At 66.4% G+C, this 14,194-nt stretch carries 13 protein-coding genes; 3 read left to right on the top strand and 10 right to left on the bottom strand.

Annotated features, from left to right (window positions below):
- The first annotated feature begins 242 nt into the window (after nucleotides 1-242).
- A complete protein-coding gene (gene ccoM, locus PSEWESI4_RS25315) occupies nucleotides 243-362 on the top strand; it encodes a cytochrome c oxidase subunit CcoM (protein WP_328821818.1) in 120 nt (39 codons plus the stop codon).
- An 84-nt stretch (nucleotides 363-446) separates the two neighbouring features.
- Here the strand turns inward: ccoM and PSEWESI4_RS08335 are convergent, their stop codons facing one another.
- From PSEWESI4_RS08335 to PSEWESI4_RS08300, 8 genes are all read right to left on the bottom strand, one after another.
- On the bottom strand, nucleotides 447-917 hold the full coding sequence (locus PSEWESI4_RS08335; RefSeq protein WP_187670735.1) for a MaoC family dehydratase: 471 nt from the start codon (nucleotides 915-917) through the stop codon (nucleotides 447-449).
- An 88-nt stretch (nucleotides 918-1,005) separates the two neighbouring features.
- A complete protein-coding gene (locus PSEWESI4_RS08330) occupies nucleotides 1,006-1,809 on the bottom strand; it encodes an ABC transporter ATP-binding protein (protein ID WP_187670734.1) in 804 nt (267 codons plus the stop codon).
- 9 nt (nucleotides 1,810-1,818) lie between these two features.
- The gene (locus PSEWESI4_RS08325) at nucleotides 1,819-2,589 is read right to left on the bottom strand and encodes an ABC transporter permease (protein ID WP_187670733.1); all 771 of its coding nucleotides are present in this window, start codon (nucleotides 2,587-2,589) and stop codon (nucleotides 1,819-1,821) included.
- Nucleotides 2,586-3,347 (bottom strand): ABC transporter permease, encoded by a 762-nt coding sequence (locus PSEWESI4_RS08320; protein WP_187670732.1) that lies wholly within the window; start codon nucleotides 3,345-3,347, stop codon nucleotides 2,586-2,588. Before PSEWESI4_RS08320 ends, PSEWESI4_RS08325 begins: the two co-directional genes overlap by 4 nt.
- A 4-nt stretch (nucleotides 3,348-3,351) precedes the next feature.
- Entirely contained in the window at nucleotides 3,352-4,563 is a 1,212-nt protein-coding gene (locus tag PSEWESI4_RS08315) for an MFS transporter (RefSeq protein WP_187670731.1), read from the bottom strand.
- A complete protein-coding gene (locus PSEWESI4_RS08310; RefSeq protein WP_187670730.1) occupies nucleotides 4,550-5,605 on the bottom strand; it encodes an ABC transporter substrate-binding protein in 1,056 nt (351 codons plus the stop codon). The genes PSEWESI4_RS08315 and PSEWESI4_RS08310 overlap by 14 nt, the downstream gene beginning before the upstream one ends.
- Before the next feature lie 123 nt (nucleotides 5,606-5,728).
- Complete coding sequence (locus tag PSEWESI4_RS08305) at nucleotides 5,729-6,784, bottom strand: ABC transporter substrate-binding protein (protein ID WP_187670729.1); 1,056 nt, start codon at nucleotides 6,782-6,784, stop codon at nucleotides 5,729-5,731.
- Nucleotides 6,785-6,801: 17 nt separating this feature from the next.
- Nucleotides 6,802-7,965 carry an LLM class flavin-dependent oxidoreductase gene (locus PSEWESI4_RS08300; RefSeq protein WP_187670728.1) on the bottom strand — a complete coding sequence of 388 codons (1,164 nt, stop codon included), beginning with the start codon at nucleotides 7,963-7,965 and terminating at the stop codon, nucleotides 6,802-6,804.
- Between the two features lie 346 nt (nucleotides 7,966-8,311).
- On the opposite strand from PSEWESI4_RS08300, the gene PSEWESI4_RS08295 reads away from it, so the two are divergent.
- Complete coding sequence (locus PSEWESI4_RS08295) at nucleotides 8,312-9,046, top strand: class II aldolase/adducin family protein (protein WP_187670727.1); 735 nt, start codon at nucleotides 8,312-8,314, stop codon at nucleotides 9,044-9,046.
- 224 nt (nucleotides 9,047-9,270) lie between these two features.
- On the opposite strand, the gene PSEWESI4_RS08290 is transcribed toward PSEWESI4_RS08295, so the two are convergent.
- Nucleotides 9,271-10,347, bottom strand: coding sequence for a PhnD/SsuA/transferrin family substrate-binding protein (locus PSEWESI4_RS08290; RefSeq protein ID WP_187670726.1), 1,077 nt, complete (start codon nucleotides 10,345-10,347; stop codon nucleotides 9,271-9,273).
- A gap of 51 nt (nucleotides 10,348-10,398) precedes the next feature.
- Entirely contained in the window at nucleotides 10,399-12,627 is a 2,229-nt protein-coding gene (locus PSEWESI4_RS08285; protein WP_187670725.1) for a TonB-dependent receptor, read from the bottom strand.
- 408 nt (nucleotides 12,628-13,035) lie between these two features.
- Between PSEWESI4_RS08285 and PSEWESI4_RS08280 the strand changes: the two genes are divergently transcribed.
- Complete coding sequence (locus PSEWESI4_RS08280; RefSeq protein ID WP_187670724.1) at nucleotides 13,036-14,121, top strand: sigma-54 interaction domain-containing protein; 1,086 nt, start codon at nucleotides 13,036-13,038, stop codon at nucleotides 14,119-14,121.
- Nucleotides 14,122-14,194: the final 73 nt, after the last annotated feature.

Raw genomic sequence — 14,194 nt, 5'->3', positions numbered from 1 at the left:
CTGGTATCGAAAAGCCGAGGACATACTGGCGAGCGTGGGCCGAGCTGCCGAGGCGATGACCTCGAAAATATGATCTTTATTTTTGAAACACCACACTAGTACGGGCTTTTTGCCGGTGAGTCTCCACCGCGATCCACTTCTTGCCGCAACCTCACCACGCTATTGATCCAGATCAATTTTTCACCAGTCGTTCGCGAGTACCTTGAAGTCATCGGTTAGAGGGACAAAGCGAGGTGGCGAAAATGTTCGTGGACGCAGCGGTCTTGGCCGGAGTCGGCACGGTTCTGTTGATGTTCGCCTTCTTCGGCGGCATCGGTTATTTCATCTGGAGCGATTCGCACAAGCAGCGCAAGCGCGGCTGACGCTCCAGAACACCAGGCACGCAAGGCAATTTGGGCGACTTAGGTCGCCCTTTTTTTCGTCTGCGATAAGCCTGGGCAGGTGACTCAGCCGATGGTCACCGGCGGCAGCTCCGGCGTGGTGACGGTCTGCTGGCTGCGCGGGGCGAGGATTTCGGCAACGCCGTCGACCACTAGGTCGTCGTTCTGGTTGAACACCCGGGTGGCGATCTTGACGCGGAACTTCGGCAGCTTCTCGAGGACTTCCAGGCGCACGGTGAGGGTATCGCCGAACTTCACCGGGCGGGTGAAGCTCATGGTCTGGCCGATGTAGATGGTGCCCGGGCCGGGCAGCGTGCAGGCCACCGCCGCGCTGATCAGCGCGCCGCTGAACATGCCGTGGGCGATGCGCTCCTTGAACGGCGTGGAGGCGGCGAACTCGGCGTCCAGGTGCACCGGGTTGTGATCGCCGGACATCGCCGCGAACAGCAGGATGTCGCGTTCCTCGACGGTCTTGCTGTAGCTGGCGGTCTGTCCGACTTCAAGATCGGCGTAGGGAACGTTGGTGATTTGCGGCATGTCGGTTCTCTCGTAAAGGCGGGAACGGAGCGCGTCGCTGGGCGACGCGCTGGAAATGGCCCCGGTCTTTTACCACAACCGGGCCGCCTCAGGCGTGTTCCGGCCCGGCCAGTTCGGCCAGCAGCTCTTCCTTGAGCCGTTGCAGCAGCGGCGAATTGCGCTCGCGCGGATGCGGCAGGTCGACCTTGACCTCGTGGCGAATGCGTCCGGGGCGGGCATCCATGACGATGACCCGGTCGCCGAGATAGAGCGCTTCCTCGACATCGTGGGTGACCATGATCATGGTGCTGCGCTGCTGTACCCAGATGCGTTGCAGTTCGCGTTGCAGATGCACGCGGGTCAGCGCGTCGAGGGCGCCGAAGGGTTCGTCGAGCAGCAGCACCTTCGGTCGGGTGATCAGCGCCCGGGCGATCGCCGCGCGCTGCGCCATGCCGCCGGAGAGCTGGTGCGGATAGGCCTGTTCGAAGCCGGTGAGCCCCACCAGCGCCAGGTGCTCGGCGACCCGCTCGCGCTTCTCGGCCTTGCTCAGCTTGTGGTTCTTCAACGCCAGGGCGACGTTCTGCTCGACGGTCTTCCAGGGGAACAGCCGGTGGTCCTGGAACACGATGCCGCGCTCCAGGCTGGTGCCGGAGATCGGCGCGCCGTCGAGCAGGATCTGCCCGTCGTATTCGCTTTCCAGGCCGACGATCAGCCGGAGCAGCGAGGATTTGCCGCAGCCGCTGGCGCCGACGATGCTGACGAACTCGCCGGGCAGCACGCCGAGGTTGATGTTCTCCAGCACCGGCAAGGCTTTCCCGTCGATCCGGTATTGCTTGTCGAGGCCGCGGATTTCCAGCGCGCCGGGCTGGGCCAGGCTGTTGCCGAGCAGCAGGGGATCAAGAATGGCAGTCATCGGGTTCACCTATCGAAGATTGCGCCAGCGCAGCAGATGGCGGCTGAGGCGGGAAAACAACTGGTTCATGGCGTAGCCGAGCAGGCCGATGCACAGCACGCCGATCACCACGACCTCCATGCGCGAGCCGGTCTCGGCGTTCATCATCAGGTTGCCGAGGCCCATGCCGGTGGACAGGAACAACTCGCAGCCGACCGAGCTGACCCAGGCGAACGCCAGCGCGTGCAGCACGCCGTTGGAGAGGCTGGGCAGGGCGCTGGGCAGCAGCACCTGGGTGAATTGCTGCACGGGCGTCAGCGCATAGATGCGGCCGACCTCCCGGTAGCGCTTCTCCACATGGCTGAAGCCCTCGAAGGTGTTGAGAACCATCGGGTAGAACGCGGCGAGCGAGACGATCAGCACCTTGGAGAACTCGCCGCTGCCGAACCACAGGGCCAGCAGCGGGATCAGGCCGAGGATCGGTACCTGGCGCAGGGTGTGATAGAGCGGCGCGAGCAGGCGTTCGGCGATGCGCGACAGGGCCATCAGGGCACCGATGACGAACCCGGCGAGCACGCCGTAGAGCAGGCCCGAGCAGGTGCGTTGCAGGCTGGTGAGCACGCTCAGCCACAACTCGCCGCTGTCGAGCAGTTCGCCGAGGCCGGCGCCGATCTTGCTCAGCGGCACGAAGGCGTAGGCATGGCTGGCGCCCTGCCGCGAGGCGACCTCCCAGGCGGCGATCAGCAGCAGCGGCAGCACCAGGCCACGCAAGGGCTTGAGGAAACGGATGACGGTACTCATGCGCGGGGTTTCCAGCGGAACAGGTGTTTTTCCAGGAGGCGGAAGCCGTAGTCGAGGGTGAAGCCGACCAGGCCGGTGACCACCACGCCGACCATCACCACGTCGATGCGCATCATCTGCCGGCTCATCTCGATCATCTGCCCGAGGCCGCTGTCGGCGGCCAGCAGCTCGGCAGCGACCAGCACCATCCAGGCGCGGCTCAGGCTGATGCGCAGGCCGGTGACGATCGGCGGCGCGGCGGCGGGGAAGGCGACGTCCTTGAGCAGGCTGTGCAGCGGCAGGCGGTACACGCTGGCGACATCGAAGTAGCTGCGCGGGATGCCCCTGACCCCTTCGCTGGCGGCCAGCGCCACCGGGAAGAAGGCGGCCTTGACCACGATGAGGACCTTGAAGGTCTCCTCGACGCCGAAGAACAGGATGAACATCGGGATCAGGGCGATCGACGGGATCTGCCGCAGGGTGTGGAACAGCGGCGCGCAGTAGGCCTCGACGTTCTTCGACAGGGCCATGGCGGTGCCGAACAGCAGGCCGCCGAGTGCGCCGAGGGAGAAGCCGATGGCCAGGCGCGACAGGCTGTTCTGCAAGTGTTCGCGTAGCTCGCCGCTGCCGAGCAGTTCGACGAAGGCTTCGTAGACGTGCTGCGGCGGCACCAGCAGTTGCGCCGGGAACCATCCGGCCGCCGCGACCAGCGCCCAGGCCAGCAGCACGGCGAGCGGCGAGGCGAGCCAGCTCAGGCGGTCGAGGGAAGTGGTGAACATCGGGTCAGCCCTCCAGAGCGACGACGGATTGGGCGCGGCGCAGCTTGCGCAACCAGCAGAACAGCGCGGCGAGCAGTACCAGGGGAATCCAGGCGAGGAACAGGTTGTCGAGGCCGACGACCAGGCTGATCAGCCCGCCGAGCAGGGCGCCGGAGAAGCCTCCGAGCATGCCGGCCAGGTTGAACAGCCCGGAAACCTTGCTCTTGTCGACGCTGTGCTCGCCGAGCTGGGCCATGTTGACCAGGTGCGCCAGCGCCGCCGCCGCGCTGATCAGCACGCCGCCGGTGGCCAGCAGCCAGTAGTCGTGGGTGCTGCCGAGCAACGCCAGGCCGGCCAGCGCCGCGCCCAGGCCGGCGATGTAGGCGAAGCGCCGGCCGCTGCGCTCGACCAGGTAGCCGAAGCCGAACAGGCCGATCACCGAGGCCAGGCCCTGGATCATCACCAGGCTCACCGCCTGGCCCTGGCTGAGCCTGGCCACGTCCATGGCGAGCAGGATGATGAAGGTGCCGAACAGCGCGTTGGTGGCGCCCGAGAGCATCTCGATCAGGCAGCTTTCGGCGATCTCCACGTGACCGAGCATGGCCTTGACCTGGGCGAAGATGCCGCCCAGTTCGATGGCTGTGTCGACCTCCACCGGCGCGATCCGCTCGCCTTCCCAGAAGCCCAGGCTGTACACCGCCATCAGGCCGAAGCATAGGCCGATGACCACGAAGCCGAAGGTGAATCCGGTGCTGCCGCTCAGCCAGTTGCCCAGCAGCGGGCCGAGCAGGCCCATGCCCAGGGTCAGCGAGCCGCGATACCAGCCGGCCTTGTCGTTGCCGATGCGCTGCAACTGGCGCAGGAAGGCGCTGTTCATGGCGACGATGCGGAACGGGATGCACAGGCCGATCAGCAGGCGGGCGAAGGCCAGCCACAGCCAGCCGCCGAACAGCGGAATGGCCAGGTTGAGCAGCATCGGCCCGAGGCTGGCGAGGAAGTACACGCGCCGCGCGCCGTAGCGAGCGATGACGAAGCCGGCGGGCAGGGTGAGCAGGACCATGCCCAGCGACTCCATCGCCGAGATGATGCCGATCTGCATGGCGTTGGCGCCGATCTCGATGGCGTACAGGGTGGTGATGATCTTCGCCATGCCGATGGTGGCGCCGCTGAAGGCCGCCAGCAGCATGAAGTTGACCAGGAAGGCCGTGGGTCGCCCGCTCGGCTCAGATGGCGACATTGACCTTCTCCAGCAGGTGTTCCAGCGGCCGCGAGTCGATCCAGGCGCGCACGTCGAAGCCCTGGGGGATGAAATCCCAGCGTTGCAGGAAGTCGGTGAGGTCCTGCAGGGCGACCACCGAGCGCTCGGCGAGATTGGTCTGCAAGCGCAGGTGGGCGTCGTCGCCGTAGGCGCTGGCGACCCAGTATTCGCTGGTGTTCAGCTCGCGGGCGAGGAAGCGCCGGGTTTCCTCGGGATGCGCCCAGGCCCATTGCTCGGCGCGCAGCACGGTCTCGAGGATCAGCACGGCGGCCTCGAAATGCTCGTCGAGCAGGTGCTGGTCGACGGTCAGGGTGCGTGGCGTGCCGATGTTGGCGCGGATCAGCGGATCGGGATGCGAGCCGACGTCGACCACCACGCGCAGGCCGAACTCGTCGGCCAGTTGCAGGCCGTGCGCGCCCTTGAGGAAGATCGCGTCGATGTCGCCGCGCAGCAGGCCGATCAGCTCGTTGTTGCGGCGCCTGACGCGGTTGCCGTTGAGGGTGACCTGGGCGCCGTGGATATGGCGCACCGGCTCGTCGCTGTAGGTGCCGCCGTAGGGGTAGTCGACCAGCTCGACGTCCCGGACTTCCAGGCCGTCCAGCTTGAGGGCGTTCTCCAGGCCGCGAATGGCCTGGGCGCGGGTGAAGTCGATCTGCACGTTGGCCCACTTGGGTACGCCGAAGCGGCGGTTCTTCAGGTCGCGGATGCTGTTCACCCCGCTCTCGGCGGTGGTGACGATCAACTGCACCTCGTCGCTCCACGACAGGCCGAGCACCCGCGTGGCGCGGCCGGATGCCCGGGCCCAGATGGCCGGGATATTGCCGCCATGGCGTACCGAGTTGTGCAGGTGGTGGTCGAAATGCGCTTCGCGCACTTCGCGGTCGGAGGATTCGCGCAGCGCCTGGATGCGCGTGCCGAACGGCCGGAAGGCCTGCGCCAGGCGGCCGGATTCGACGGCGATGCCGAGCCCCGTGGGTACCGGACTGTGGGTGTACCAGAGGGTATCGAGGGATTGGGTCATAGGTGTTCTGACTTCGGGTTGAGCAGGCGAACGCAGTGCTTGTCTCCCCTCTCCCGTTTACGGGAGAGAGGGCCGGGGGAGAGGGGCATCTCTCATCGATAGGAATCGATAGGAGAGGAGGGCCTAGCCCGCCCGCTGCGCCACGGCGCTGCGCAGCGTCTCCAGCGGTCGCGGGTCGATCCAGTCGCGGACCGAGAAGCCCTGCGGGATGAAATTCCAGCGATGCAGGAAGTCGGTGAAGTCCTGCAAGGCCAGTTGCGAACGCTCGTCGAGGTTGGTGCGCAGGCGCTGGTGGGCGTCTTCGCCGTAGGCCTGGGTGACCCAGAACTCGCTGCTGTTGGTCTCGCGGGCCAGGTAGCGGCGGGTGTCGTCGGGATGGGTCCAGGCCCATTCCTCGGCGCGCAGCACCGCGGCAAGGATGCCGACGGCGACGTCGTAGTGGCGGTCGAGCAGGTTGAGGTCGACGCTCAGGGTGCGCGGCGTGCCGTTGTTGGCGCGGATCAGCGGTTCCGGGTGCGAGCCGGTGTCGATCACCGTGTGCAGGCCGAACTGCTGGGCCAGTTGCACGGCGTGCGCGCCCTTGAGGAAGATCGCGTCCACCTCGCCGCGCAGCAGGCCGACCAGCTCGGCGTTCTGCCCGCCGCGACGGCGGCCGCCGAAGGTGGATGTGCCGTTGACCGTCTGCGCCGCCTCATCGCTGAAGGTGCCGCCGTGGGTGTAGTCGACCAGCTCGACGTCTCGGACTTCCAGGCCGTCCAGCTTGAGGGCGTTCTCCAGGCCACGGATGGCCTGGGCGCGGGTGAAGTCGATCTGCGCGTTGGCCCAGTTCGGCAGGCCGAACCTGCGGCCCTTGAGGTCCCTGGCGCTCTTGATGCCGCTTTCCGGGGTGGTGAGGATCAGTTGCACCTCGTCGGCCCAGGACAGGCCGATCACCCGCGTCTCGCGGCCGCTGGCGCGGGCCCAGATGGCCGGGATGTTGCCGCCGTGGCGCACCGAGTTCTGCAGGCTGTGGTCGAAGTGCGACTCGCGCACGGCCTGGTTGTCGGACTCGCGCAGCGACTTGATGGCGGTGCCCTGGGCGCCCAGGGTTTCCTCCAGCCAGCCTTTCTGCACGGCGATGCCGAGGCCGGTCGGCACCGGGCAGCGGGTGTACCAGAGCGTATCGAGCGGTTGACTCATGATGCGTTTCCTTCGGATCAGGCGCTTTTCAGCGCGGCGGGTTGGCTGTCGCTCTGCGTCGGGCGGGCGTGGACCAGCGGCAGCACTTCCTGGCCGATGCGCAGGGCCTCTTCCAGGTGCGGGTTGCCGGCCAGGATGAAGGTGGAGAAGCCGGCGTCGCGGTATTCGGCGAGGCGTTCGGCGACGTTCTCGTGGCTGCCGACCAGGCCCACGGTCGGCCCCGGCTTGGCCTTGCCGAAGCCGGCCCACAGGTTGGGGCCGAGGATCAGGTCGTCGAAGCGCTCGACGTTCTGGTGGTAGGCGGTCTGCCGCGCCGCGCCGACCGAGTCGGAGCCGCTGGCGAAGTGCTTGATGAAGGCGCTGGTCTTGGCGTCGATGCGCTCGTACTGGCGGCGCAGCTCGCTCCAGGCGGCCTCTTCGGTCTCGCGGGCGAACAGGTCGATGCGGATGCCGAAGCGCACCTCGCGGCCCTGCTTGTCGGCCAGCTCGCGCACGCGCTCGATGTGTGGCTTGAGCTTGTCCACCGGCTCGGCCCAGTTGAGGTAGACGTCGGCGTGCCGGGCGGCGACGTCCAGCGCCGGGTCGGAGAAGCCGGAGAAGTACACGCTGGGCTTGCGCTCGTTGCGCAGGCCGACCGGCAGCGAGCCGTTCTCCAGTTGGTAGACCTCGCCCTGGTAGGAGAACTGCTCGTTTTTCCAAAGGCCGTCGATGATGTCGAGGAACTCGCCGGTGCGCTGGTAGCGCTTGTCGTGTTCGAGGAAATCGCCGTTGGCGCGCTGGCTGGCCGGGTTGCCGCCGGTGATGATGTTCCACTCCAGGCGGCCACGGCTGAGGTTCTGCAGGATCGCCGCCTGCTGTGCGGCGTAGGCCGGCAGGGTCCAGGTGGCCTGGAAGGCGACCAGGAACTTGATCCGGCGGGTCTCGCGGGCCAGCGCCGCGGCGGCAATCCACGGCTCCGGGCCGGTGGGCAGCAGCGCGCCCTCGAAGCCGGCGATCTCGGCGGCCTTGGCCACCTGGGCGATGTAGTCGATGTAGGTGAAGCCGTCCGGCTCGCCATTCGGCAGGCGGCCGGGGGCGATGTTGCCGGGGCGGTCGATATGGCTGCCGCGGTTGTTCTTGTCCGAGGCCAGGTAGGGACCATCGCTACCCAGCGGTAAACGCCAGAAAAATTCGGTGCTCATGGCAGTGCTCCAGTGGCTGCGTCGAGGAAGACCTTCAGCGGTTCGCGTTCAGGTTGCAGGGACAGGAGCAAGGCCTGTGCCGAAAGGCTGCAGGCCAGGTAGGGAGCGGCTTGCAGCGATTCAGGCGGTTGCCGGGGCAGGGTGATTGCTGGCTCAGCAACACCCCGCCAGCACTGGCTGCTGGGCGGACAGCAGGTGGCGCGGATTCAGCTCGCCGAAAACCGGGCATGGAAGATAAGTCGCTGAAACGAAAGGGCTTTCATGGCTGGCACAAGTCCTGCTGAAGCCCTGGCAGAACCGCGCGACCGGACGCGGCCTTCGACTTCCCCAGACAGGAGCTTTCAGCATGACCGCCAGCCTCACCTCCCAACAACTCAGCCAACTCGACCAGGCCAAGCGCGATTTCGCCAAGGCCTTCCGCGTGCTCAAGGAAACCCGCACGTTGACCGCCACCAATACCTACCAGGCCTATGTCCGCGTGCCGGACAGCGAGCTGGTGATCGCCCTGCACGCGCCGAATCCCTGGGCCGACGACCAGGAAATCCGCGCCGTGGTCGCCAGCTACAGCGGCGAAGTGGTGCTCGACGAAACCCTGGCGGGCAGTTCGCCGCTTTCCGGCCGTGGCGCCGGTGGCAACGGCCAGCGCTACGCCGGGGTCTTCCAGAAGCGGCCGGAGGTGAACGTGGTGATCCACGTGCACACCCCGTACCTCGGCGGCTGGGCCAGCGCGCACCGCGTCCTGCCGATCCGCTACGCCGCTTCGCAGCGCGTCACCCTGGCTCGCGAACTGCCGCTGTACCTCGACCGTCGCCAGCCGGAGCATGCCTTCATCGTCGAGAAGATCGAGGAAAACCCGCACACCCCGGCGATCCTCGAAGCCAACGGTGGCGCGACCTTCTGGGGAACCGGCATCATCCAGGCGTCGAAGCTGATCCTGCTGATCGAGGAGGGCGCCTACTTCCAGGGCCTGGCGGAAATCTTCGGCGGCTCCAAGGAGTTCGGCCCCGGCGTGCTGGAGCAGCAGTGGAAGATGACCGGCCTGTGGGGCGAGGGACAGAAGCTGCTGGAGCAGGTGGCCTGAAACGAAAAAGCCCTCGCGAGAGGGCTTTTCATGGGCGGTGGACAAGCGAAGCGTTGTCCACCCTGCGTCTTCGGCACCAGGGCGCATCGAAGGAGGTCGCAGGCATCGACCGTAGGGTGCGCCGTGGAGCGTCGTGCAGTTCGTAGCCCGGATGAAATCCGGGAGCGGAGTCGCCGGTTCCCCGGACTACAAGACCGTAGGATGGGGATCGCGCCGCTTCGAACTCACTGCCGCGCCAGATCGTGCGGCGTGTCTTTCCAGTAATCCTGCAACCGCAGTTCCTTCAGTCCCTGCTCGACGAAGCGCGGCTCGATCAGGTCGTCGACCTTCACGTCGCCACGGATCAGCCTGGCCTTGCGGCTGTAGGCGATCGCGTCGGCGTAGTGCTGCTTCAGCGCCTGGTCGTAGAGCGGGGTGAAATGGCTGGACCAGGGCTCGCCCTCCGCTTCGCGTTGCAGCACGCTGAGCGGTTGGCCGGATTTCGACAGGTAGCCCTGGTAGGTGTCCTTGTTGGCGTCCTGGGCGGTCCAGTAGGCGGCCTTCAGGTAGGCGGTGACCACCAGTTGGGTCAGTTCCGGCTGCCGGGCGACGAAGTCGCTGGCGCCCCACAGTTCGGCGCGCATCTTCCAGTCCCGTGGCGCCTGCTTGCTCGACCAGATGATCTTGCCGACCTGCTTGTCCTCCAGCAGGAAGGCGTCGCTGAGGGTGAAGAAGGCATCGACCCGTCCGGCGCTGAGCGCCGCGCCGCCGGCCTGCGGGTTGAGGTTGAAGATGCGGAAGTCGCCGAAGTCGAGCTGGTTGGCATCGAGCAGCTTGGCGAACGACAGCTCCCACGGTCGGCCCCGGTGCAGGGCGATGCGCTTGCCCTTGAGGTCGGCGATCGATTGCGCGCCGGAGCCGTTCGGTACCACCAGGTAGACGTGGTTGCCGCTGCCGCCGGGGGCGATCAGCTTGGTCGATACGCCCGAGGCGTTGGCGATGATCGACGGCAGGTCGCCGTAGAAGGCGAAGTCGATGCGCTTGTTGGCGAATTCCTCGTTGACGAAGGTGCCGACCGAGGCGGTGGCCGCCGGCACCCATTCCAGCTTGACGCCGCGTTCGGCGAGCTGCTGTTCCAGCCACTGGTCGCGGTCCATGACGTAGGCCGGGCCGTTGAAGGTGATCTTGCCGGCGTTGGCGTAGGCCACGGTGGCGATGCGCAGGCTCTGCGGCGCGTCGGCGGCGACGGCCTGGACGGCCAGCAGCGCCGCCGGGACCAGGACCAGGCGGCGCAGCAGGCGGACAAGGGGTGAAGCGTGCATGGCGGTTACCTCGCTCGGTGCCCGCGACCGGGAGGCCGCGGGCGGGTTGGATCAGAAATCGGTGGTCAGCGACACGCCGAAGGTGCGCGGATCGCCGAACATCACCGCCGCGGTCTGGAAGCCGCCGGGCAGGGTGTGGTTGCGGTATTCCTTGTCGGTGAGGTTGTTGACGTAGGCGGTGACGCGGGTGGTTTCGCCGGGCAGCTCGTAGGTCACCCGTGCGTTGCCCAGGGTGTAGCCGCCGCTGCGCATGCTCTGGGTCTGGTTGTTGGAGAAGAAGTACTGGCGGCTGCGGGTGTTCCAGTCGGTGCCGAGGATCAGCGCCCCGCCGATGTCCAGCGGGATGCGGTAGTCGGCGCCGAGCACCGCCGAGACGTTCGGCGCGCGGACGAACTTGTTGCCGGAGAAGTCGTCGTTGCCCGAGGTGTAGTCGGTGAACTCGGTGTGCAGCAGGCCGATGCCGAAGTTCAGGTGCAGGTTCTCCACCGGGATGGCTTCCAGCTCGAGTTCGGCACCGTAGGCCTCGCCCTCGGCGCCGTTGGCCAGGCGCGAGACGGTCTGGTTGTTCACCGCGGTGACGATGTTGAGCTGGATGTCCTCGTAGTCGTAGTAGAAGAGGGCGGCGTTGGCGTTCAGGCGTCCGTCGAACCACTCGGACTTGAAGCCCAGCTCGTAGGAGGTCAGGTATTCCGGGTCCACCGTGGCGACGGTCGCCTGGCTGGTGACCCCGGCGTTGTAGCCGCCGGAGCGGAAGCCGTAGGCGTAGCGGAAGTACACCCGGGCGTTGTCGGAGATGCGGTACTCGGGGGTCAGGTCGTAGGTGTAGTCGCTCCAGGTATGGCTGTCGTCCTGGGTGGCGGTGACCGTCAGCGGCGAGGTGACGCTGCCGGCCTTCCACCAGTCGCCGGGGCCGAAGTTGGCCTGGCCCTGGTTCTGCACGCGGATCAGGTCGATGTCCTTGCGCTCACGGGTCCAGCGCAGGCCGGCGGTGACGCTGAAGTCGTCGGTGAAGCTGTAGGTGGTGCTGCCGAACAGCGCGTAGCTTTCGGTCTGGTGTTCGTAGCTGACGTTGTTGTAGCTGCGCGGGATGTAGGTGTTCTCCAGCGTGGCGTTGGCGTTCTCCGATGCCAGGTCCTCGTAGAAATAGTGGAAGCCCAGCACCCAGTTCAGCCGCTCCTCACGCGGCGAGGCCAGGCGCAGTTCCTGCGACCACTGCTTGCTGTCGGCGTAGCTGTAGCCGCGTTGTAGTTCCAACGGGGTGTTGTCGCCGTCGTTGAAGCCGTCGCGCTTGAAGTGTTCGAAGGCGGTGATCGAGGTCAGTTCCAGCTCGCCGAGCTGCCAGGCCAGGTTGAGGTTGGTGCCGACCTGGTCGATGTCGACTTCGTACTTGGCGTTGTAGTTGACCTTGCCCTGCTTCGGATCGATGCGGTAGCCGAACTGGTTGGTGCCGTCCGGACGCAGGCCGTAGCTCACCGTGCTGTAGCCGCCGGTGTCGTGGTAGCTGCGGGCGTGCAGGTTGAGGTTGGCTTCCAGGTCGTCGTTGATCCGGGCCAGGAACTGCAGGCGCACGGCGTCGTCTTCCAGGGCGCCCTGGTCGTTGTTGTCGTTGATGTTCTCGTTGTAGCCGTCGCGTCCCTGGTGGCGGAACGACAGGCGCGCGGCCAGGCGGTCGTCGACCAGCGCGTCGCTCACCGCGCCTTCCAGCACGCGGTCGGCATAGTCGCCGATGCCGGCCTTGAAGTAGCCGGACTGGTCGAAGGTCGGCTTGCGGGAGATGAAGTTGATCGCGCCGCCGGTGGTGTTCTTGCCCCACAGCGTGCCCTGCGGCCCACGCAGCACTTCCACCCGTTCCTGGTCGAACAGCGGGAAACCGCTGGCGCTGATATTGGCGATGTAGACGTCGTCGACGTAGATGCCCACCGGGCTGACGGTGTTGGCCCCCTGGTCGCCGGTGCCCAGGCCGCGAATCCACCAGCGCGGCCGGCCGTGGCCTTCCGTGGTGCCGGCGGAGGCGTTGGGGATGTACTGGGTCACTTCGTTGGCCGATTGCAGCGCGGCATCGCGCACCTTGTCGCCGCTCAGCACGGAGATCGACGACGGTACTTCCTGGACGGTCTCTTCGCGCTTTTGCGCGGTGACCACCACCTTGCCCAGGGGCGGCGCGACGTTGCTCGCTTCGACGGTGTCGGGTTCGGCGGCGTGGCCGACGCCCAGGTACAGGCCGGCGAGGCTCCCCAAGCCCCAGGCGATGGCCACGGAAAGGGTGTTGCGTTTGAACATGTTGCCCCCAGTTGCTGATTGGACACGGCACGGACCGGTGGTCCGCTGGCTGTATCGAGTGATTCGTGTCGGTTGTGCGTTGCACTTGTCGTCATGGCGATGCCATGCGGCCATTGCTGGCAGCGAGGGGCTATCGCAACAACCGTACCGAGCGGCGCCAGGAGCCTGTTTTTGTTTTCAACCAATTGATATTAAAAGGTTTTAATCGAGATTCCCGACGCGGACTCGCACACTGGCGGGGTCTGCTCAGGCAGCAGGCGCTGCTGCTGGACTGCTGCTGGGGAAGCAACGGGAGGGCGGTTATCCATATATTCACAAAAAGAATATATAAATGAATATTGATGATTTTTTAATTATAAGAAGTTTCAGGCACTATCCCGGCGACTGCTCACCAAGGGACGTGCCGACATGTCGCTGCTCACCCATCCCCAAGCCCGTGAACTGACCAAGTCGGTTCGTGCCACGGTGCTTGTGTTCAAGGACCCGCGCTCGCAGGAGCTGCTCAGCCGTATCGAGCGCCTGGCGCCGAGCGAGGCCAATGCGCTGATCATCGGCGAGACCGGCACCGGCAAGGAGCTGGTGGCGCGCCATGTCCATCACCTGAGCCGGCGCAGCAAGGCGCCGTTCGTGGCGGTGAACTGCGGCGCCTTTCCGGAAAGCCTGGTGGAGAGCGAGCTGTTCGGCCACGAGAAGGGCGCCTTCACCGGTGCCACCAGCAACAAGGCCGGCTGGTTCGAGGCGGCCAACGGCGGCACGCTGTTCCTCGACGAGATCGGCGACCTGCCGTTGAACATGCAGGTCAAGCTGCTGCGCGTGTTGCAGGAGCGCGAGGTGGTGCGCCTCGGTTCGCGCACGCCCATCCCGATCGACGTGCGCCTGGTGGCGGCGACCAACGTCAACCTGGCCGACGCGGTGGTTGCCGGGCATTTCCGCGAGGACCTGTTCTATCGCCTGCACGTGGCGACCATCCGCCTGCCGCCATTGCGCGAGCGGCCCGGCGATATCCTGCCGCTGGCCGAGTTCTTCGTGCGCGAGCACTGCCAGCGTCTCGGCTACCAGAGCGCGACGCTGAGCCCGGAAGCGGAGCGCAAGCTGCTGATGCACAACTGGCCGGGCAACATCCGCGAGCTGGAGAACGCCATCCACCACGCGCTGCTGGTGTGCCGCAACCAGGTGGTGCAGCCGGGCGATCTGCAACTGGCGGAGATGCGCGTGGCCGCCGCGCCGAGGCCCGAAGCGCTGGCCCATCCCGTCGCGGCGGGGGAGGCGAGCCTGGAGGCCGCGCTGAACGCGCTGTACGAAAAGAACCTGCCGGACCTCTACGAGCACATCGAAGAGACGATCTTCCGCAGCGCCTACCGTTTCTGCCACGGCAATCAGTTGCAGACCGGCAGGCTGCTCGGCATCAGCCGCAACATCGTACGGGCGCGGCTGGAGAAGATCGGCGAGCTGGAATCGCCGGGTACGCGCAACGGCCTGCTGTCCGCCGGCTGAGCGGAGTCGCCGGTTTCCCGGATTGCATCCGGGCTACTTGATCCGCGAGCAGCAATGCTGCCGAAGGCTTTGG

Origin of the sequence: Zestomonas carbonaria (assembly GCF_904061905.1) — a bacterium.
In the GTDB taxonomy this organism is placed as follows: domain Bacteria; phylum Pseudomonadota; class Gammaproteobacteria; order Pseudomonadales; family Pseudomonadaceae; genus Aquipseudomonas; species Aquipseudomonas carbonaria.
Note: the sequence above shows the minus strand (reverse complement) of the source record. Positions and strands in the feature narration are given on the sequence as shown.